At 46.4% G+C, this 21,105-nt stretch carries 23 protein-coding genes; 9 read left to right on the top strand and 14 right to left on the bottom strand.

What is annotated here, in order from left to right:
* The first annotated feature begins 4 nt into the window (after positions 1 to 4).
* From motA to L2W36_RS19910, 3 genes are all read left to right on the top strand, one after another.
* Positions 5 to 862: a flagellar motor stator protein MotA gene (gene motA / locus L2W36_RS19920; RefSeq protein ID WP_006072135.1), complete on the top strand. Its 858-nt coding sequence runs from the start codon at positions 5 to 7 to the stop codon at positions 860 to 862.
* Positions 862 to 1,851, top strand: a complete 990-nt coding sequence (locus L2W36_RS19915; RefSeq protein ID WP_006072134.1) for a flagellar motor protein MotB — start codon at positions 862 to 864, stop codon at positions 1,849 to 1,851. Before motA ends, L2W36_RS19915 begins: the two co-directional genes overlap by 1 nt.
* Before the next feature lie 90 nt (positions 1,852 to 1,941).
* On the top strand, positions 1,942 to 2,235 hold the full coding sequence (locus L2W36_RS19910) for a hypothetical protein (RefSeq protein ID WP_006072133.1): 294 nt from the start codon (positions 1,942 to 1,944) through the stop codon (positions 2,233 to 2,235).
* A gap of 296 nt (positions 2,236 to 2,531) precedes the next feature.
* Here L2W36_RS19910 and L2W36_RS19905 read toward each other — a convergent pair whose 3' ends face one another.
* The 12 genes from L2W36_RS19905 to flgB are packed head-to-tail and all read right to left on the bottom strand — an operon-like array spanning position 2,532 to position 12,568.
* A complete protein-coding gene (locus tag L2W36_RS19905) occupies positions 2,532 to 3,569 on the bottom strand; it encodes a flagellin (RefSeq protein WP_124940493.1) in 1,038 nt (345 codons plus the stop codon).
* A 31-nt stretch (positions 3,570 to 3,600) separates the two neighbouring features.
* The gene (gene flgL, locus L2W36_RS19900; protein ID WP_006072129.1) at positions 3,601 to 4,500 is read right to left on the bottom strand and encodes a flagellar hook-associated protein FlgL; all 900 of its coding nucleotides are present in this window, start codon (positions 4,498 to 4,500) and stop codon (positions 3,601 to 3,603) included.
* A 9-nt stretch (positions 4,501 to 4,509) separates the two neighbouring features.
* Positions 4,510 to 5,883 (bottom strand): flagellar hook-associated protein FlgK, encoded by a 1,374-nt coding sequence (flgK, locus tag L2W36_RS19895; RefSeq protein WP_236111278.1) that lies wholly within the window; start codon positions 5,881 to 5,883, stop codon positions 4,510 to 4,512.
* Positions 5,884 to 5,885: 2 nt separating this feature from the next.
* The gene (locus L2W36_RS19890; RefSeq protein WP_062462608.1) at positions 5,886 to 6,440 is read right to left on the bottom strand and encodes a rod-binding protein; all 555 of its coding nucleotides are present in this window, start codon (positions 6,438 to 6,440) and stop codon (positions 5,886 to 5,888) included.
* A gap of 9 nt (positions 6,441 to 6,449) precedes the next feature.
* Positions 6,450 to 7,571 (bottom strand): flagellar basal body P-ring protein FlgI, encoded by a 1,122-nt coding sequence (locus L2W36_RS19885; protein WP_006072123.1) that lies wholly within the window; start codon positions 7,569 to 7,571, stop codon positions 6,450 to 6,452.
* The gene (gene flgH, locus L2W36_RS19880; protein WP_006072121.1) at positions 7,571 to 8,245 is read right to left on the bottom strand and encodes a flagellar basal body L-ring protein FlgH; all 675 of its coding nucleotides are present in this window, start codon (positions 8,243 to 8,245) and stop codon (positions 7,571 to 7,573) included. The genes L2W36_RS19885 and flgH overlap by 1 nt, the downstream gene beginning before the upstream one ends.
* Before the next feature lie 40 nt (positions 8,246 to 8,285).
* Positions 8,286 to 9,071 (bottom strand): flagellar basal-body rod protein FlgG, encoded by a 786-nt coding sequence (gene flgG, locus L2W36_RS19875; protein WP_006072118.1) that lies wholly within the window; start codon positions 9,069 to 9,071, stop codon positions 8,286 to 8,288.
* Positions 9,072 to 9,094: 23 nt separating this feature from the next.
* Complete coding sequence (locus tag L2W36_RS19870; protein ID WP_006072116.1) at positions 9,095 to 9,826, bottom strand: flagellar basal body rod protein FlgF; 732 nt, start codon at positions 9,824 to 9,826, stop codon at positions 9,095 to 9,097.
* A gap of 10 nt (positions 9,827 to 9,836) precedes the next feature.
* Positions 9,837 to 11,033, bottom strand: coding sequence for a flagellar hook protein FlgE (flgE, locus tag L2W36_RS19865; RefSeq protein ID WP_006072114.1), 1,197 nt, complete (start codon positions 11,031 to 11,033; stop codon positions 9,837 to 9,839).
* 58 nt (positions 11,034 to 11,091) lie between these two features.
* Positions 11,092 to 11,769, bottom strand: coding sequence for a flagellar hook assembly protein FlgD (flgD, locus tag L2W36_RS19860; RefSeq protein ID WP_006072112.1), 678 nt, complete (start codon positions 11,767 to 11,769; stop codon positions 11,092 to 11,094).
* Positions 11,769 to 12,203, bottom strand: a complete 435-nt coding sequence (gene flgC / locus L2W36_RS19855; RefSeq protein WP_006072110.1) for a flagellar basal body rod protein FlgC — start codon at positions 12,201 to 12,203, stop codon at positions 11,769 to 11,771. The genes flgD and flgC overlap by 1 nt, the downstream gene beginning before the upstream one ends.
* A 2-nt stretch (positions 12,204 to 12,205) precedes the next feature.
* Positions 12,206 to 12,568, bottom strand: a complete 363-nt coding sequence (flgB, locus tag L2W36_RS19850) for a flagellar basal body rod protein FlgB (RefSeq protein ID WP_006072109.1) — start codon at positions 12,566 to 12,568, stop codon at positions 12,206 to 12,208.
* Between the two features lie 133 nt (positions 12,569 to 12,701).
* Between flgB and flgA the strand changes: the two genes are divergently transcribed.
* The 6 genes from flgA to L2W36_RS19820 all read left to right on the top strand — a co-directional run bounded on the left by flgA (position 12,702) and on the right by L2W36_RS19820 (position 17,635).
* Entirely contained in the window at positions 12,702 to 13,424 is a 723-nt protein-coding gene (gene flgA / locus L2W36_RS19845) for a flagellar basal body P-ring formation chaperone FlgA (protein ID WP_006072107.1), read from the top strand.
* A gap of 160 nt (positions 13,425 to 13,584) precedes the next feature.
* Entirely contained in the window at positions 13,585 to 13,869 is a 285-nt protein-coding gene (flgM, locus tag L2W36_RS19840) for a flagellar biosynthesis anti-sigma factor FlgM (RefSeq protein WP_236111277.1), read from the top strand.
* Positions 13,870 to 13,910: 41 nt separating this feature from the next.
* Entirely contained in the window at positions 13,911 to 14,348 is a 438-nt protein-coding gene (flgN, locus tag L2W36_RS19835) for a flagellar export chaperone FlgN (RefSeq protein ID WP_006072104.1), read from the top strand.
* Positions 14,338 to 15,060 (top strand): lytic transglycosylase domain-containing protein, encoded by a 723-nt coding sequence (locus L2W36_RS19830; protein ID WP_236111273.1) that lies wholly within the window; start codon positions 14,338 to 14,340, stop codon positions 15,058 to 15,060. Before flgN ends, L2W36_RS19830 begins: the two co-directional genes overlap by 11 nt.
* A gap of 91 nt (positions 15,061 to 15,151) precedes the next feature.
* Complete coding sequence (locus tag L2W36_RS19825) at positions 15,152 to 16,036, top strand: DMT family transporter (RefSeq protein WP_006072101.1); 885 nt, start codon at positions 15,152 to 15,154, stop codon at positions 16,034 to 16,036.
* Between the two features lie 327 nt (positions 16,037 to 16,363).
* A complete protein-coding gene (locus tag L2W36_RS19820) occupies positions 16,364 to 17,635 on the top strand; it encodes an NRAMP family divalent metal transporter (RefSeq protein ID WP_038228678.1) in 1,272 nt (423 codons plus the stop codon).
* A gap of 63 nt (positions 17,636 to 17,698) precedes the next feature.
* Here L2W36_RS19820 and L2W36_RS19815 read toward each other — a convergent pair whose 3' ends face one another.
* Positions 17,699 to 19,021 carry an amino acid permease gene (locus tag L2W36_RS19815; protein WP_038228676.1) on the bottom strand — a complete coding sequence of 441 codons (1,323 nt, stop codon included), beginning with the start codon at positions 19,019 to 19,021 and terminating at the stop codon, positions 17,699 to 17,701.
* 696 nt (positions 19,022 to 19,717) lie between these two features.
* A complete protein-coding gene (locus L2W36_RS19810) occupies positions 19,718 to 21,004 on the bottom strand; it encodes an L-cysteine desulfidase family protein (protein ID WP_006072096.1) in 1,287 nt (428 codons plus the stop codon).
* Positions 21,005 to 21,105: the final 101 nt, after the last annotated feature.

Here is a 21,105-nt window from a genome sequence, read left to right as displayed (position 1 = left end):
TCATATGCAAAAGTTTATGGGCGCGATCATTATTCTGATGTGTGTCTTCGGCGGTTACGTTTGGGCCGGGGGAAGCATGATGGCCATTTGGCAGCCAGCCGAATTTCTGATCATCATAGGTGCCACAGTCGGTTCATTGATCATAGGTAACCCTCCGCAAGTCTTGAAAGAAATGCGCAGCCAGCTTCGCTCTATTATGTCACCTCACAAGGATGAGCAAGCGTTCTACATGGAATTAATGGCATTACTACAAGTCTTGTTAGAAACCGTTCGCAGTGGTGGCTTCAAAGCACTCGATAAACATATCGAAAACCCTGAACAAAGCCCGATTTTCAACCGTTACCCACTGGTTAGCCGTGATTATCGTCTTGTTTCTTTCATTACCGACAATTTGCGTTTAATGGCAATGGGACAAATGTCGCCTCATGAATTAGAGGGACTACTAGAGCAAGAGATTGAAGCGATTGAATCAGACCTGCTGCTTCCATCTCGCTCAATGCAACGTACGGCAGAAGCTCTACCCGGTTTTGGGATATTGGCAGCCGTTGGCGGGATCATCATCACCATGCAAGCTATTGATGGTTCCATTGCCTTGATTGGCTATCACGTCGCCGCCGCTCTAGTAGGTACATTTTTAGGTATTTTTGGTTGTTACTGCTGTTTAGACCCAGCCAGTAATGCCATGGCTCAACGCGTTAAGCGTGATATGTCAGCCTTCGATTGCATCCGCGCGACACTGGTCGCCTATGTAGCGAAGAAGCCGACATTGCTCGCGATTGATGCTGGCCGCAAACACATTCAGCTCGACATCAAACCAACCTTTAATCAAATGGAGAGGTGGTTAGCTGAACAGGAGGGATAATGCAAAAACAAGAGCAAGTCGTCTTTAAGCGTTCAGGACGCCGCCATGACCATGAGTACCATGGCGGTGCTTGGAAAGTCGCCTTAGCCGACTTTATGATCGCGTTAATGGCTCTGTTCCTCGTGTTATGGGTAATGCAAGTGGTCGACAAAGAAGAGCGCAAAGCGATTGTCGCCCACCTACAAATGGCCAGTGTTTTTGATAAGAGCACTGGCAGCCTTTTCGATACTTCACAAAGTATCTCCCCTATTGATCTTGCCTCCGACTCATCGGTGACCAGCCGTCATGACTCAGTGCATACCGTGACCTCTTTTTTCCAGGGTGATCGCGATGGACCAGAGTCGGACTCGCTGATCAACGGCACCTTTGATACCCAAGAGCGCTTAGAAGCCTTGGCGAAAGTGGTCAATGAAATGATGCGCCAGATTAATGCTGATGGGAACGTTGACGTCACGGTCACCCCACAAGGCTTAAGAATCGTGCTGCAAGATGACTACAAACAAAACATGTTCCGACGAGGTGGTTCAACGCTTACTCCTTTCTTTGAAGACCTGTTATTGGCATTAGCACCGGTATTCCAACGCGTTGAAAACCCGATGATCATCAGTGGACACACCGACGCAACTCAATACCGTAAAGCGTTTAGTAGCTCCTCTAACTGGGAACTGTCCTCGTCTCGAGCCAATAGCGCCCGACAAACCTTGGTCGCTGGCGGTATGCCTGAGCAAAGAGTGCTACAAGTCACCGGAATGTCTGACCGAGCGCTGCTCAATCAACAGGATCCTAAATCGAGTGAGAACCGCCGTATTGAACTGTTTATCTTGACCACTCCAGCTGCCGAAGTGATCAGCACCTTATTTGGCGAACAGCCGACTAACGAGGTCGAAAAGGCACGTGAGAAGGCTCAGTTTAATCAACCTGTGTTCCGAACCGATACCATTCGCTTTGAGTCGGAAGGCACCTCTTCCGTTGAGCCACAAGCACTTTAGCTTGCGTGCTTAATCAGGTGTTCTATGCTTAGGTAGAACACCTAAATATGCTAATAATTTCTTATTGATTTCATCGAAGTAGAGCGTGTTATGCGTCAAACTCATCCTCACATTGCAGACAGCAAATCTGACCCGCTTCAAAAAGCATTTTTGTGGCTGATCATTATTGATTACGCGTTGCTTGCTCTGTTTTTAAGTCAGTTATCTACGCTGTCTTTAAAAGGAGGAACGGGGATCAGCTTGCTGCTCGTAGTCTATAACGGCCTACTGACTTTCCTCTGCTTCCGCCGAACCAATAAGCGCGACGCCTACATCATCTACCCAACTCTTTCAGCGACGCTGTTAGCGTTTATCTGCTTTTTGTATTTTTTCTTTTTGGTGTGACTTAAACCCTATTTAATAAGTCATTTACCTCAGGTGTCATCCCCCCCAAAAAAACGTTCATCATTCCCTTGAAAAAGGGAATCTCATACAGTGCATCTCAAACCTAAATAACATGACTTACTCTCTAATTTTCAGTCATCTACGCGAATTAGAAATTATTCGTTGTCACGAAGATGACGGTCTATTTGAGATTGCAGGAGACAGGATGCTGCCGTGACAATTTTTCTTTTCACGGGCAGCTGCAAATCCTCACATCCGAGAGGAGAGTGATTTGTTTCCGAGGTTTTTCGAAGGGATTATTTAAGCAACGCAACTACAGTATGACGACGAACATTCGCTTGTGCGTTGAGGGCTTTAAATGTAGTGGTGAAGTCTTGAGAGAGCTGAGTGAAGTCATTGAGCTTTTGGGAAACTTGTTCTGAAGATGGCACATTAGACTGGCTTTGAATGCGCGTCATTTGGGTATTCAATTGAGATTGAAATTGTCTGGCTTCGTTTAAGCTTACTTGTGCTTGCTGTAGATGTTGATTGACCTTAGCAATGGACTGTTTGATTCCATCTCGAGACGCTAAGTCGAATTTTAACTCCGCCATGCCATCAGGCTCAGCTTGAATATTGAATGCGTTCGCTTGTCCGGCAGGGAAACGGTGTCCTTGCCCAGTAACCAGCACTTGTTGTTGCATGGCCGCATAAGCAGATTCATGGACATCAAACAAAATGCTGCCATCCTGCGATAAAGAGGCACGCATACCCATAGGTATTAAGCTGCGATCAAGCTGTTTCACCGTTCGAACACCATCAGATTGGCCATCAAACTGCAACACAACCGAACCGCCACTTGGGAAATCCAGTCGAATTTGCTCGGCCCTTTCGCTCATACGATGGACGTTGAGTCCTGGAATAGAAAAACGGCGCACATCGGCGGTATCGAGCTTAAGGTTAAGCTCATTATCCACCACTCGCTTGCCATCAAACCTCGCTTGATTCAATGTCGCTTCAATCGTGGCTTTAGAGCGTGCCAACGAATCAGGCATGTTACTGTTAACACCATGCGAAAGCGCTTGGGTCAGTTGGCGTTTAACTTGGGTGAGCTCTTTACCGACACCTTGCAGTGCCTTAGTGGCAATCTGCACTGAAGTAGCGTGTTGCTGACCTTGTGTAAGCAACACGCCTGAAAGTGAATAAGCTGACGTAATGTCAGCTTGAGGTCTTAGCAGGCGCTTTGACAGTGAGGTACTGGTATCAGTGGACGCTTGTGAGGGCGCGATACTGGCCGCTTCTTGCCCTGTTAACTTGATACTATGCGGTCTAACTTCAACCGTACTTACTGCCATAACACCTTTCCTTGTTAACTAATTCTTAGACCTAAATACGGTCGAAAAGCGAGAGATCGTTAATTTTTACATAGCTGGCTTGAGTTGCTTGTAATGCTGCCATGTAGTTGCTGAGACGAACGGATGCTTCACCATAATCCAACGCAGAAATATCACTGGTCACTTTATCAACGAATAGCTTGTTTTCACCGTGTGCGCCATCCATCAAATCAAGGTTATTGTGGCGACCACCGATCTCTGTCATCGCCCCAAGCACGTTACCCAAGGTATCATCTATGGCGTTCAGGCTAGCATCAACTTCAGCTTGGAAATTTGGACTCGGGTTCTTAAATTCAACAATCAACGCATCGATTTGATTAAGTACGTTGTTTCCTCCGCCAAGCTCAAGAATATCCTTGGCCGTCATGTTCGACTCCATGGTGACGCCTTTAGCAACCGTCACCACTCGCTTATCGCTGTTACCATCCACGACATAACCTGCCCCAGAGTTTGACAGTGCTGGCGTATCAGTTTTGGTGCCCGAGAACAAATAGTGGCCTTCTTCATCCTGAGCATTAAACGAAGACTCAATGGAATCACGTAGACTTTCCAGCTCGGTGATCATGCCGTCGCGGTCTTCGTCCGTTAGCGTGCCATTAGAACCCCACAGCACCAATTCACGCATACTTTTTAAACTCTCATTGACCGAATCAAGATAAACCTCTTGGCTTGATAGCGTGGTTTTCACATTAGCAATATTGCGTTGATATTGATTAATTGCGCTGCCTTCACGGTCGAGGTTCAACAACTGAATCGAGGCCATTGGGTCGTCAGACAATTTAGTTAGCCGATCACCGGTCGCCATTTGTTGTAGCACTTTGCCAAGCCCAGCATTATTGGTCTGCAAGCTTTGCAGCATCATCTGGCTAAATTGAGTATCACTGATTCTCATACTAACTCCTTAAAATAACTGCAAAACGGAATCAAACAGCTGGTTAGCCGTACTGATCACCTTCATATTGGCATTGTGCGCATTGGCAAAGGTCATTAGGTTCGCCGCTTCTTCATCACTATTAACGGCACTGACGTTATCGCGCGCTGCCACCGACTGTTCAAACATTGACTGTTTCGCTTGGTAATCTGAATCCGCTTGGCGGGCTTTGATTGCCGTTTCTCCGACCATCGCAGTAAACGCGTCATTCAGCGACAGGGAACCAAAGCCAGTAATGGACACTGGTTTGTTACTGATGGCAATCAAGTCCTTGAGGTTATCACTGTTACCTGGGTTACCATCGCTCGAAAATGCTAACTCATCCGACTTAATATCCGTGATAGTTAAGCTGGCAGCTGGGTTAGCTGGGTCGTAGCTAAATAAGGCTTTACCCGCATTGCCATTAAGATCCTGACCTGCTGCCAAGACCGCATTCACTTCATCCGCCAAGCTACGCGCCATATTATCAATGGCGTCTTGATAGGGTTTGAGTACATCCACTTGATAGTCATGAAGTGAGCCCAACTTACCGCCAAGGTCACCTTTAGCCGCAAAGGTTTGATTGCCAAACTCAATATGGATGTCGGCAAGATATGGATCGCTTGGGTCAGGAATCGCTTTAATCACACTGGCATCGCTGCCCATTACTAAAGGCTGCCCTGAAGCCAATGAGACTTGAATACTGCCATCCGCTTGATTGGTGGTCTTCACTTCCATCACTTTGGAAAGTTCTCCCACAAGCGCATCACGCGTGTCCATCAACTGCGCAGGGTTACCACCCGTGCCTTGCATTTCAACAATTTGCTTATTCACATCCGCGATATTGGACATCAAGCTATTTGCATGAGAAATGGCGGCGTTACGCTGGTCATGTACATCTTTATGTTGATTGTGCAGCGATTCGGTCAAAGTATTGAAGCGGCGAGCTAAGGCCTCCGACTCATTAATCACCTGTTGACGCAGTGGGGTTGATTCAGGCTTTGTCGTTGCATCGTTCAGTGCTGCAAATAGAGAATCTAAACCCGCCGATAAGCTGAAGCCATCAGCCCCTAACATGTTTTCCAACTGACTCATGGCGCTGGTATAACCCGATGCGTAGTTAGCGGCACTGGCCGTTGACCACGTTTGCTTCACCAAATATTGATCGGTCACTCGGCGAATACTGGTCACTTCCACCCCCATTCCGGGGTTGGTTTTATCGTATTTCCCCCCAGCCAACGACGCCATCACCGCTTGCTGACGGCTGTATCCCGGCGTATTAATATTGGCGACGTTTTGAGCGGTCACATCCAATGCCACTCGGTTGGCATTCATGCCTGAAAGCGCAATATTGACGAGGTTCATAACTAGAGCTCCGTTGTTCTAATAAGAGGCTGAGAAAACGCCATGGTCGTGGCCGCCTCGCTTGGGGACTGAATAGTGAAGGCGACGGAATGATCGATGCCATTAATCACATCGTCACTGTGAAGCGAAGCTGTTGTGCTAACCTGTGAAGTTGCTTCCATATCGTTAGCCGACCCTAGGGTGCGTGTCAAGCTAGGGTCGAACTGCACCTCGAGGTTCGAGGCTGATGCTTGAGTAGGGCTTAGCTGTTTCACCAGCATATCGGCAATGCCAGAATTCTGCTTTTTGGCAAGTTCGATAGCCAATTGTCCATCATGCATATCTCGAAACACGCCATGTTGCTGCGACGAGAAAGGGCTGTCTTCATCGGCCAGTACGTCACTACTGCTGCGCATTTGGCGCAGTACCATTTGCAAGAACATGGCTTCGAACTGCCCTGCGACTTCTTTTAGTGCACCTTGCTCATCGGCACTGTGTTTAATGTTGGTCAGAGCGGCATTGTCGTGATAGAGCATGCTATTAATTCTCGTGCTGTCATTCATCGCGTCTATTTTCATCACACTCTCCTAGATCACTACCAACTCAGCATTGAGCGCACCCGCTTCATGCAAGGCCTGTAGAATGGACATCAAATCGGTTGGGGTTGCCCCTAAGCTGTTGACGGCATTCACAATGGTGTTGAGCTCTGTCCCTTCAGGCCAGATCACCATTTGCGCTTGGTCTTCACTGATATCAATTTTCGATTGATCGACCACAACCGTGTCACCGTCAGCGAAAGCATTCGGTTGGCTCACTTGTTGAGACTCAGTAATCGATACCGTTAGGTTGCCATGGCTTACCGCTGCTTCTGTCACTTTTACGTTTTGTCCTACGACAACCGTGCCGGTACGCGAGTTAAAGACGATTCGAGCAGGTTTGCGTCCCTCTACAACACTCATTTCTTCTAGCATCGACATCATGGTCACACGCTGCTGAGTATCTTTTGGCGCGCGCATATCGACACGCACTTTGTTGATGGCAATGGCCACATCTGGACCAAACGTACCATTGATTTCACGAGCGATATTTTTTGCCGTGGTGAAGCTGGCTTTACGCAGATTCAACGTGATTTGAGAACGAGAGTTAAAGTCCGACGGGATCTCACGTTCCAAGGTTGCGCCATTAGGCACTCGTCCCGCGGTGGGCGTATTTACTGCGATTTTAGAACCGCTGCGTCCTTCAGCAGACACTCCTCCAACCACCACATTACCCTGAGCGACTGCGTAGACTTCACCATCCACACCTCGCAATGGCGTTAAGAGTAACGTGCCTCCACGTAAACTCTTGGCATCACCAATTGACGAGACCACTATATCCAACATTTGCCCTGGGCCTGCCATCGGGTCCACCGAAGCAGTGACACTCACCGAGGCGACGTTACGCAATTTTGGATTCGCATCATCACCGATTTGTACCCCAAATTGGCGCAGCATATTGGTGATAGACTGAGCGGTAAACTTCACTTGGTTTCGGTCCCCTTGGCCGTCAAGACCCACAACCAAACCATAACCAACAAGCTGGTTAGTGCGCACACCCTGTACGTCCACCAGATCCATAATTGGGATTTCTACCTCGGCTCTGGCTGATGACATCATACCGAGAGCAAATGCCAGTAGAATTGAAGTAAAGAAATAGCGTTGTTGAGTCATTAGAACGGCATCCATGGGCTGGTAAAGAACTGAGTGAGCCAACCAGCAGAGTTGCTGTCAGCTAAAGCACCACGTCCAGAGTAGGTGATGCGCGCATCCCCTATGCGATGAGAAAACACTTGGTTGTAACGGTCCACATCGTCGGCACGAATAATGCCCGTGACGCGAATAAATTCATCGCCTTGGTTAAGACGAATCCATTTCTCACCGCTAATTTTAAGTACGCCATTGGGCATCACTTCATGTACCGTGACCGTAATAGCGCCTTCTAACTTATTACCTTGGGAGCTAGCGGCACTGCCATCAAAAGCTCGGCTGCCATTAAGACCCACCGCCGTCTCGTCAAAGGTGTTTCCACCAACGGTTGCCGCACCAAAATCCACTTTAGACGTCTTGCCGAATTTGGTATCCGCTTTCTTGCTCGATTGCGTTTCTTCCACCAGCAAAATCGTCAGTACATCACCCACTCGGTACGCTCGACGGTCTTGGAATAAGGTTAAGTTATATTGATGGCGATAGAGGCTTCCTCCCGTTGCTTGTGGCAGCGCGTAATTGAGCTCAGGCGGCGCATACTTTTGTTCATCCGGCTCTGGTGGTACAAACTCTGGTCGAGCTGCACAGCCAGTAAGCACGAGTAGCCCAATTACCACTCCCCAGCGAGAAAGCCATTTCATACCACTTATCCCTTTTCCGTTAATTCCCAACTTTACTAACCTACACCGCTTGTGCGACGAACTTCAGCATGTCATCGGCAGCCGAGACCACCTTGGCGTTCATTTCATAAGCACGTTGGGTGGTGATCATATCGACCATCTCTTCCACTACTTGCACGTTTGAGCCTTCTAATGCGCCTTGCTTGATACTGCCCGCCCCTTCTTCACCGGCAATCAGCTCTTCTGCTTGCCCACTGGCTTCGGTCTCTTTAAACAAGTTGCCGCCAATGGCTTCTAGACCTGCTGGGTTAACAAATTTCGCTAGGGTGATTTGTCCTAGATCCTGTGGCGCAGGACCGTCTGCCGTGGTCGCAGTCACCGTGCCATCAACACCAACAGAGAGTGTCAAAGCGTTATCGGGAATCTGAATTTGAGGCTCCAATGGCAAACCTTGGCTGTTTACCATCAGACCTTCTGAATTGACATGGAACTGACCATTTCGGGTATACATGATCTGGCCATCAGAGTTTTCAATCTGGAAAAAGCCTTGTCCCATCACAGCTAGGTCTAGGTCTTGCCCTGTGTTTTGCGCGCTGCCTTGAGTAAAGACTTTTTGAGTGCCCACCACACGCACACCACTACCTAACTGAACCCCAGTCGGTAGTTGGTTCACTTGGTCGACTTGCGCGCCTGGCTGGCGCTGAATGCTATAAAATAAGTCTTCAAACACCACTCGATCGCGTTTGAAGCCTACGGTATTAACGTTGGCAAGGTTATTGGAAATCGCCGTCATTTTTGTATCTTGGGCGGCCATCCCTGTTTTACTGACCCATAATGCTGAATGCATGGTTTACTCCTTGGCGCGAGCGATTAGCTCGCACTCATTAATTTGTTGCCGGATTGCGCAAGGGTTTCCGCCGTTTTCATCATGCGGATTTGCATCTCAAAGTTTCTGGTAAGTGACATAACGCTAAGCAGTTCATCAATGGCTGACACGTTACTGCCTTCGATATGTTCCGGGGCAAGGTTTACCGTTGGATCAGCGGCAAAAGGTTGACCATCAAGGCTATGCAGCAAACTATCGCTTTCCTTTTGCAGTTGATTCATATCCGGTTTGACCAACTTCAATGTGCCTACTTCCACTTCGGCACCACCGCCTGGAGGAATCACCGAAACACGACCACGTTCACTGATCTCTACCTTTTGGAACTCAGGCAGTACCATCGGGCCATTATCACCAACCACGGCAAAACCATTGATGCTCATCGCACCCAGTTCATCGACTTTGATGTTACCGGCACGAGTGTATGCCTCATTGCCGGTAGGGGTTTGTACACTGATGTAGCCTTCACCCATGATGGCAATGTCTAGCGCTCGGCCCGTTTTCACCACATCGCCAGCATCAAAGCGTGTCGCTGCCGAGTTGGTGACCACCATAGTGCGGCCATCAAAACCAGAACCTTGTAGGGGAATGCTTTTAACGCGTTCCATATCTGCGCGAAAACCTGCAGTGTCCGCGTTCGATAAGTTGTTGGAGCGAACGTGTTGCGCTTTGAGTACTCGGCTCGCCCCTGTGGTTGCTGTGAATAACAAGCTATCCATGCTCTACACCTTATACTGCGTTAAACAGAGCTTGCGTGAGCTTGTCAGACGTTGAGATGGTTTTAGCGTTAGCTTGATAGTTGCGCTGTGCTGTCATCAAGTTCACAAGCTCAGAGGTCAGGTCAACGTTCGAGCCTTCCAATGCACCCGGCGTTAGGTCGCCTAACACACCAGAGCCAGGGGTACCCATGACTGGTGCCCCTGAGCCATAGCTTTGAGTCCATGCGGTACCATTGGTTTTCGCAAGCCCTTGAGGGTTGGCAAAGTTGGCTAACACCACTTGTCCTTGCAGTTGAGATTGACCATTGGTGTAGGTCGCAAACACCATGCCGTTATCTTCAACGCGTACACCTGCTAATTCACCAGAGGTGTAACCGTTGGGATTGTTGGTACTCACACCAAATGCCGCTCCAAACTGAGTGCTGCCTTCGAGGCTAATATCGATGCTCATGGCATTCGCACCTGCCGCAGGAAACGCAACGTTAAAGCTGCCCGTTGGCGAGGCTAGTGTGCCATCCGGATTGAAGGTAACCGGAACCGTTTGTGCTGGCGTACTGCCACCGTCAACCTGAACATTCACTTCCCAAGTATTGTCTGCAGTCTTAGTGAAGTACTGAGTCACCGTATGCGAGTTGCCTAATGAGTCATAAACTTTGGAGGTATATGATGAGTTGAAAGAATCTGGATCTGCTGGGTCAAAAGGATTCACCGTTTGATCGACGATTTTTGAGCTGGCGTCAAAGTTAGCCACGAAGTCCAACTTATCAGTCGCTTGTGCGGCTAGTGATGAAGTACTGATCTTCAGATCACCCACTGAACCCGTCAGTAGATTATTGTTGCTATCAACACCATAACCTTGCAGTTTCGCTCCCGTATTACCAACCACATAGTTGTCTTTATCGGTACCAAATACGCCCGCACGGGTATACAGCGTTTGCCCCATATGGTCTTTAGTGACGAAGAAGCCATTACCATTGATGGCTAAGTCCATAGCACGACCTGTTCCCGAAACCGAACCGTTCTTATCAAAGTTTTGCGAGATGGATGCGACTTCTACCCCTCCGGCTTGCATACCGTTATACACCGCAGAGAATTCTGTGCGCGCTTCTTTAAAACCGTAAGTCGATGCGTTAGCGATATTGTGGCTGATGGTATTAAGCTGAGTGTTAGTAGCGTCCAAGCCACTTAATGCGATATCAAAGCTCATAATGTCCTCTAATTCTGATAATGTGTCTCAGCACGTTGTTGTGCGATGAGCGTAGGCGCTAGGCACCAAACTGACTGATTTGATAGAAAGGCACATTGCCAACACCAGCGATATTCACCATGGCTGCGCCTCCGTTACTTGGAATTCGTACTTGCTTCACTTCACCGGCAAGCAATAAGTTAGGGTCCGCCTGACCTTCTTGAACCTCTACCGATAGCGAGTACTTACCGGGCTTAAGACCCAACTCTTCAGGGTTGATTGAAAAATCCACGTCTCCCGCAGGGTGTGCGCCAAGCGGTACTTTGGTTTTCTGACCGAACTCGTCTTCTACAACTAAGGTCACTTGATTGGATGAATGCGCCAGCTCAACGCGGCCGTTTTGTATCCCGTCCGATAACTCCACTTCATTACCACTGACATACACGGTTTGCCCCACTAGCCCTGCCGTTGAAAGCACCTGCATGTTATCCAGCAGTACCATACTGTTTTGCATCAGCATCGACATATTCTCGGTACTCTGTACCTGTGAGAACTGTGCTAATTGGCTGACATACTCAGTGCCGTCTAGTGGGTTCAGTGGGTCTTGGTTTTGAATCTGCGCCACCATCAAGGTGATAAACTCATTTTGCAGTGACGTTGCGCTGTTCATGTCTTGTGGGTTGGCCGCGATACCAGCATTACTTTGACTCGCAACCGGCGTGTCCGTATCCAGAGCGGTAAATTGCGCGATACTCATTAGCGTCCTTCTCCTAGTCTCAACAAGCCTTGCTGCATGCTTTTCACATTAGCCAGCACTTCAACGTTGGTTTCAAAGCTTCGAGTTGCCGACATCATATCGGCCATTTCCGCCACCACATCGACACCAGGGTAGTACACATAGCCTTCTTCATTTGCCAGCGGGTTATTCGGTTCAAAACGCTGATCGGCTTTGGCATCACTTTGCACCACATCAACAATGCGTACTTCCGCATTCGGATACACATTTTGTCCCGCGGCAAGTTGAGTTTGACTGTATACCGTGGCAAATACTGGCTTTAACGCTTTGTAAGCATCATCTGGGTTAGCCGACACGGCATCAGCGTTTGCCAAGTTACTTGCCACTGTGTTCAATCGCACAGTTTGCGCCGTCATCGCAGAGCCTGCGATGGAATAGATATCAGTGAATGACATGATTAGCGTCCCTCTATCGCTTTAGCCAAACCACTGAATTTCATATTCATAAAGGTCAGACTGGTTTGGAAATCCATGTTGTTTTGGGTGAACTTGGCTTGCTCTACACCGAGCTCAACGGTATTGCCGTCTTTACTGTTTTGGTAAGGCACTGAGTATTGCGTCGCAATGTCCAATTTTGGTGTTGGCGTATGCACACCATTTGGATTGGCTTGCTTCATCACGGTGGTAAAACTCAAGTCTTTGGCTAGGTATCCAGGGGTATCGACATTTGCTAAGTTACTAGCAAGCACCTTGGTACGCTGAACCCGAAAGTTGAGTGCTTGTGGGTGAACCCCCAATGCACTATCAAAACTGATTGCCATGTCTCTTGTCCTTAAATGGGCGAAGTACCAAGGGAAATAACAAGATATGTGCCAATTTTTTTATAAAACAAAAACAATGACTTACATATTTATCAGGAAATGGAACTTCCGTTTTACGGAAGCAAGACGTGGGATGAGGAAGTGGCTAGGAAGTGCTTTTTTGCTGCTGCTTACTTTACCTTCACAGGCCGAAATTCAGCAAAAAATGACGCCACAAGACGTGGAAGTGGCAGTACAACAGTCCGTCTTGGCGGAGATCGAACGCACCGCCCAGAGACAAAACTGGCAACACTACGAAACCAATCTGGTGATGTTCGTTCCAGAGTCAGCAAAACATTTAGCGAAATGCCAAGCACCATTGATTATCACAAGCCGAGATAGTCAGGCACTGCCTGTAGGCAACTTAAGACGCAGTGTGCAATGCCAAGATGGTCACAACGATTGGCGCATCAATACCAGCGCCAAAGTGACCTTATCGCTGCCTGTGGCCGTCGCCAGTCAAACATTAAATCGAGACACTCAGATCACTGCTGCATCAGTACAACTGGAAACTCGCACTCTCAATCGCGCCGTTCATTTCGTTGCCGATTTATCACAAATCATTGGCAACCAAGTCTCTCGCCGTATGCGAACAGGGCAAATCATTGATGCCAGCTTCGTGGTCAAGCCCCCGCTCGTCGAGAAGGGTAATGAAGTCGTCATCATTGCAGCAAAAGGAAAATTCAATGCCAGCACGAAAGGCATTGCGTTGGAAACCGGTGGAGCTGGGGAGCAAATCGAGGTGCAAAATAGCCAATCTAAGAAAGTAATTCGAGCTGTGGTAACAGGTTTGAACCAAGTTCACACTCAATTCTAATTTCTGGCTCAAGATAACAATTTTTGATTTTAGTGCTCGAGTCAAATCGGATTTCTGCTGTAAAAAATAAAAAGACCCAAATTCATCAAGGCAGATTTAATACTGCCTTCACTTTTGCCGCCCTATACTGTTAACGACACAGCGACAGGACAACATAGCAATGAAAATCGACAAGGTGTCCGGTGGGCACGTCCCTCAAACCAACTTTAATCAATCTAAAACACAGATCACTGAAGCTCCGACGCGCAAGACCGTTTCTGAGTCGGCGTTTAATGCCAATACAGCAGCATTGGATAAAGCCCAAGCCGAACTTGCCGCAATGCCGAATGTCGATATGGCAAAGGTTGAGGCGGTTCGTAATGCACTGGCGAAAGGTGAGTTGGGACTAGACGTCAAAGCGTTATCACAAGCAGTAATGCGTTTTCATACAGGACATGAGTCTTAGCCGTTATTTAATGGGCTATGTCTCAGCAAGAGGAATACTAAATGGCAGCAACAAGGACAGAGCTAGTCCAGCAATTTGTACTTTCAATCTCTGAAGACATCAAGCTTTATCGCAAGCTATTGGCACTGCTACAGCATCAAAAAGCGCTGTACTTAAAGTTTGATGGTGAAGCATTGAGTAACAATATTCATAACCAACTGCCAGTTCTCAAGCAACTAGGAAGCAATGCCAGTAAACGCAGCCACACGTTGCAACAACTGCAACTACCATGTTCTGAAAACGGAGCTAAAAAGCTCATTCGCGCTCTGCCAGCCAAGCTGTCCGATAGTATTGCCAAGCAATGGCAAATTCTAGAGGCGCTGATTAAAGAGTGTCAAAAGTACAATCATGACAATGGACAAAGTTCGGCCGCTTTCCATGAGTTACTCGGGGAGTTAACAGGGCAAGAACAACACTGTTATGGGGAACATGTCAGGTAACCTGAACCGCAACATCTACTGTTACCACTTACTATTATGGGTGGGAATTATCTTTGCGTGTCTCTGGTTTCGTCCTAGTCATGCGAATAGTCAGCCGCCAGAGAGTGCAATCCAGCCCCATTTAGACACTCTAAAGCCTTACCAAAAACAGATCATGAAGAAGTTTGAAGAATTCAATCCTTTGGTCAATGAGATCTTCAAACAGCTCTCTAAGCGTTCTCTGCCAGACAGTTTAGTTTTAGTTCCCATGCTTGAGTCCTCCTATAACCCTAAAGCTATTTCGCCTGCAAAAGCAGCCGGGCTTTGGCAGCTAATGCCGGCTACTGCGAAACGTTTTGGGCTCACAGTGACTCAGCAGCACGACCAACGTTTTGAGATAGCGCCGAGCACACATGCGGCGATGCAATATCTCGACTTTCTGTATAACAAGTTTGACGGTGATATTAACCTGACTCTCGCCGCCTACAACGCAGGTGAAGGGCGTGTACAGCGAGCCATCAAAAGAGCGGGTAGTCGGCAATTTTCAGATTTACGATTACCCACTGAGACCACACACTACGTTCACCGGTTTTATGCTCTATTGGCATTAGTCGACGTGAATTCACTAAGACAAGATCGCGTGACGACAATGTGGCTGTTTGCCAGCGAAACCCATTGGCAACAAGCACCGCTTATCGACTTAACACCACTGCCCCCCTTGATTTCGCTGTGACTAAGCTAACAATCTAAAAATTGCTTGTTCCCATCACCTTATTCACTGGTAAGATGCTGACATTCTAACCTATTCACCCAGACTCACTTTCATGCATAACGAACGCAAGGCAATCATCTTCGGATTGTCCGCTGTCCTCCTGTGGTCAACAGTCGCGACGGCATTTAAATTGACTTTAGCTGAATTCACACCAGCACAAATGGTCGCAGCAGCCTCATTCGCCTCAACCCTTGCCTTAGTCGCAGTCTGCGCATTTCAAGGTACCTTGTCGCAAGTAAAGACCACCTTTGTCTCAAACCCATTTTATTATCTGCTACTTGGTTTGATTAACCCGCTAGCGTATTACCTAATTTTGTTCAAAGCTTACGACTTGCTACCGGCTTCGCAAGCTCAGCCCATCAACTACAGTTGGGCCATTACCTTGACCTTAATGGCCGCGGTTTTTCTAAAGCAGAAAATTCGCCCTCAAGACTGGTTTGCATGTGCGTTGGGCTATTTAGGTGTTGTGGTTATCGCCACCAAAGGCGATGTACTGGGATTACAGTTCGATAGTCCTGCTGGCGTCGGTTTAGCTCTGCTTTCTACTCTACTTTGGGCGGGTTATTGGATCTTAAATACTCGCAATACCGCCGACCCTGTTGTTGGTGTGTTACTCGGTTTTTTAGTCGCACTACCGTTTGCCTTTGCCGTCGCACTTTATGAAGGCGCAGCGTGGTCAACCATCAGCATCAAAGGTTGGCTGGCGGTGTCTTATGTGGGTCTATTTGAGATGGGCATAACCTTTGTCTTATGGCTAAGTGCGCTGAAACTAACGCAGAACACCGCTCGTATTAGTAACCTTATATTTGCATCACCGTTTATTTCTTTGATGTTGCTAGCATATGTTATCGGCGAAGAAATACATCCATCCACGTTAGTTGGCTTAGTACTGATTGTTATCGGACTAGTTGTTCAGCAAATCAAACGCAAAGCATAACTTCACTCCGCTTATCAACTGCAGTAAACCAAGCGTTTAAAACGTTTGGTTTACTGCATCATCAGCCGTTTTTTTCATACTTTTTTTACCTAGATCTCAAAAACGAACCTTTTCCGCCCCTCTCTTTATCAGCACAAAACTCCAGAAAAAACCACCAAAATAATCATTAACTCCAAATTGGAAAATGACATGGCCTTTTTGACATTGCATCACTCTAAAAAACCTGTAGAAATGTAAGCGCACTAAATAAATTAATAATCAAAGTGTAAATATTTAGATACAGCCCAACACTCCCTCTACGGATAATAATGACAAAGGAAATGCTTTATGGATAACTCCATTCCTTCATCCAGTGCCGCTCGTCCCGGCATCTCTCAATTAATTCGTTCACTTGGCCCCGGCATTATGATGGCTGCCGCCGCCGTTGGCGGTTCACATCTCGTCGCTTCAACCAAAGCAGGTGCTATTTATGGTTGGCAATTAGCTGCACTCATTCTGCTCGTAAACCTATTTAAATACCCATTCTTCCGAGCAGGTGTTCAATATACCGTAGGTACTGGTGATAGCCTTATTCAAGGCTACGCGGGACTTGGTCGCGGCTACCTTTGGGTCTTCACGATTCTCAATGTTATTTCTGCAGTGGTAAACACCGCAGCGCTTCTACTATTCAGTGCCAGCCTACTTGGTTATTTCCTACCTTTTGAACTACCTTCGTTAGCTCTATGTGGCGTGGTCTTAGTGACTTGTGTAGCAATTCTGTTTGCAGGGCACTACAGGGCATTGGATGGGCTGTCAAAAGCCATCATGGCAACACTCACCGTTGCGACGGTTACAGCTGTCGTTATCGCCGCTTCTAACGGCAGTGTAGCTCCGGCAGATTATCAATCCCCTTCTCCTTGGACGATTGCCGCCATTGGCTTCATTGTGGTTACCATGGGTTGGATGCCTGCTCCAATTGAGATTTCTAGCATCACATCTATGTGGCTCAAGAGTCAGTGTAAGAAACAAAAAGTAACTGCTGAGTCTGCTCTGTTTGATTTCAACGTCGGTTATATTGGTACAGCAGTATTGGCGATTGTTTTTGTCGCCTTAGGTGCTTTGGTAATTCATGGCTCTGGTACTGAGCTTTCAGCATCAGGCGTAGGATTTTCCCATCAGTTGGTGAGCATGTATGCTTCGACCATCGGTGAATGGTCTCGTTATCTAATTGCGGTCATCGCCTTCTTCTGTATCTTTGGTAGTACTATCACGGTGATCGACGGTTATTCACGCGCAATCGCGGAGTCACAACGTCTGCTACAAAATCAAACGGAAGAGAATCCGAAGACTTATCAAGCCTGGGTCATCGTGGTTTCTATTGTCGCGATCTCTATCATCGCCTTCTTTGCTCAAGCGCTAATGCCAATGCTCAACTTTGCGATGATCATGGCCTTTGTGACGACGCCTATTTTTGCTCTTTTGAACTACATTCTTGTCTCTAAAACGGAGCTACCGACAGCTCTCCAAATGGGCAGTAAGCTAAAAGCACTGTCAATTCTAGGCTTAATCTATTTGTTCGGTTTCCTCGCCTTATTCATTTGGTGGAAATGGATAATGTAAAAACAGCAACGCCGAGCTCAATGCTCGGCGTTTTTTTAGGCTAGCGTATAATTATGTATTTGATTACAAGAACGCTAAGAACGGAGAGATACAAAGCAGGATACCCGTTACGATAATCATATTGGTCGCCATGCCTTTATACTTCGCTAAATGCGGGACTTGATACACCAAGTACGCTGGAATCAAACAGCCAACCAAACCAAACACAGGGCTACAAATCGAAGTAAATGATAGGATTGGAGCATTGATGGCGATAGCACCCCAAGCAAGTAAAATAATGAAAACAGTAACCAACTTGCTGATCAATTTAGCATCTACTTGAGACTCATCGTATTTACGTAGAATCACATTCATAGCCAAACCAGTACACGCTTCCTTGAATGCCAAGAATACGCCGAAGAAAGACGTCACAACAGCAAAGATATTGATTACGATACCAGCAATGGTCGCCCAGCTGCCTGGGAAGTATTTAGCAATAATCGCTAACGCAGAAATGTTTTGGTTCATTGCATCAGCCGCTTGGTCTTGGCTGATAGCAAACGTAAAGGAAACAGCAAAGAAGAATACGATAACAAAGAGAATCGCAAAGGCAATCTTCATCGCACGGGTCGCTTTATAACGCGCAACTTCGATAGACTTCTCGTGAGAGCGATAAGAAATCACCATCGGGCTAAGAGACTGGATGAATAAAATTGAGGTCAGCGTAAATGGTAGAGTAATAATGGCATCTTTAATCATAGGGCCTATATTGCCCACCGCTGGAATATTATTAAAATCCCATCTTGCAACCAAAAGCACACCCATTAGTGCAACCAGTGAGAGGACCGTTACTGCCATAAACCCAGACAGTTTAAACAACAGCTTTTCACCTTTAGAGCCGATAAAAGAAAGCACACAAATAAGTGCTAATCCATAAAAAACATTATCGCTTAACTTCGTTTCTGTCACTCCAAATGAATGCAGGTATGATGCACTGTCATTAGTCACTGCTAGGGAATAAACTAACACCCAGATAACTAGCATGATGAAATATAATGCACCTAAAGCCATACCCCAGTTCTTGCCTAAATAGCCAGTAATGACTCCCGGATAGTCAGTACATTCTTTTGATTCAGCCAATGTATTAATGAACAGCTTTTGGAATAAGTACATGGCAGGGTAACCAATAACCGAAGAGAGTAAGAAAACCCAAAGTCCCATTACCCCGACTTGAACCGGAAGAAATACGATACCAGCACCAATAGCCATACCGATACTCATCACAATCCAACCAATATCTACGCTATCGAATTTAATGGCTTTTTGCCATTCTTGCAGCGACATTCCTGCTTTTTCGTAAGGCGTTTCTTGCTCTCTTAGCTCGATGCCATCACTAATCTGTGTCATTGTACGTCTCCGTTTTGGAATTAATTATTGTTCTATTTTTTTGTTATTTTCTAAGTGGAACTTAGATGATTTTTAGAGAGTACATTAACAATATGAGAAAAATTTTTTCCTTTTCTTAAATTAAAATAGATAATTAGAATATAATTCTACTCATAGAGACACCGCACAAAAACAATTTCTCACTTTGATTACAATCAATAAAACCCACCTTTAAACAATGCATATTTGTGACATAGCACAACATTTAACAACAATAAAAACGTTAACTAATATGTCCTTCAAGTTGAACAAGATCACACAATAAGAAATAAAATAACCAAAAATAAATAACCGAACCAATTCCCTCTTATTTTATATCTGCACTAATAATAAATAACAATATATAAAAAGCCTTTTATTTCAAATAAGAATAATAAACCCTTTTATGAAATTTGTTCTAAAATCTACTTATAGGTATTTCTTTGCAATATAAATTCAACAATTACACAGAAAATAACGTTAATAACAAATATTACTAACATGCTATTAAGCACGAATATACGCTCCATAAAGAGAGGAAAGAAGGTGGTTTTAGGCTGAAGAAAACAACCCTACAAGAAAAGTAAAAAAGGCCAATGAAGCATTGGCCTTTTATTGTATTCAATTTAGCTTATTTTTACCTGTCAACACATAGAACAATTTGGGCACCAAAGAGCGTTACTTGTTCACCATGATCTCTAGAATTTGAACATCAGTCTGAGTCATCGCACCATTTGCAAGACTAGAAAGATTACGAATAGACTCATCCACATTTTCTGAGACAATGCCTTCGTTTCCTGTTACGCGAATACCATCCAACGCCATCAATGTCGCCTTAAAAGCAGCACCAGCAGAGGATGAGACCTTCATAGCGCAACTGGTTTTCGCACCATCGCAAATCATGCCTGCCACGTCACCAATCATACTGCATATCGCATCGCTAATTTGCTTGAAGTTACCACCGAGAAGCCATGTCATTCCGGCCGCAGCTCCCATCGAAGCGGTTGTCGCTCCGCATAGTGCCGACAATTTATGTTGATAGCTCTTAATATAGACTGCCATTAAATGAGATAACATCAGTGCTCGAATCATGGTTTCTCGGTCAGCATGCACATGCTCAGCTACTACCACAACAGGCATTGTTGCGGAAATACCTTGATTTCCCGAACCCGAATTACTCATCGCAGGCTTCATCGCACCATCCATACGAGCATCCGACGCAGCCGAAGTTCGACAAAGTACGTCCGTCATCAAGCTTTTAGCAAGCAAACCTTTGTCGACATTACGCTTAAATGTAGCGCCAACTTGCAAACCATAGTCTTGGCTTAACCCTTCATGGGATAGGTCATTGTTCAGCTGATAGGCTTGCTCAATAAAGCTGATGCTTTCTAACGGCGCATTCAGAGCAAAGTCAAAAATGTCCTGTGCACAAGCATCTTTCATTGGACTTTCTGTTGGCTCAGAAGCTGTTTCTGCCTCTTGCTCTTGTGTATTGATGTAAGTGGTTAAGCCATCCTCTTCAATCGACACTACATTAGTATGGCTGTCTGCAATGGTCACAGCGACGCGATGTTCACCATCACTGACCACGACTTTGGCATAAATAATGTTGAGCACGTCGGCTACTTCGACCGTCACTGCACTTTGCAATGATTTCGCTTGAGTCACATCTTCCGGCGTAATATTTTTGAGAACTTCAAGCCCAGCCTCTGGCTCACCAGCCACGGCACCGATAGCCGCCGCGATCGACAACCCAACCATTCCAGTACCTGGAACACCAACACCCATACCATTTTTCATTAAGTTAGGAGAAACATGGACCGAGATCATCTGGATATCTCCAGCAAGCTTTTGAGCGGCAATCGCACTCGCTAGTGCAACCGATACTGGCTCAGTACAACCCAATGCAGGTACGACTTCTTTTTTAATTAAGCGGGTAAAACCATCCCAAAGTTCAGTTCTCATAAATACACCTATACTCACCAAGCCTCAGAATTCCAAGACCGAAAATTATGAATCTCAACCCGTTCAACAAGCGTTTCAGGCTGATATGCTTTTAAGCGAAT

The organism is Vibrio sp. McD22-P3 (assembly GCF_021568915.1).
Classification (GTDB): domain Bacteria; phylum Pseudomonadota; class Gammaproteobacteria; order Enterobacterales; family Vibrionaceae; genus Vibrio; species Vibrio mediterranei.
Note: the sequence above shows the minus strand (reverse complement) of the source record. Positions and strands in the feature narration are given on the sequence as shown.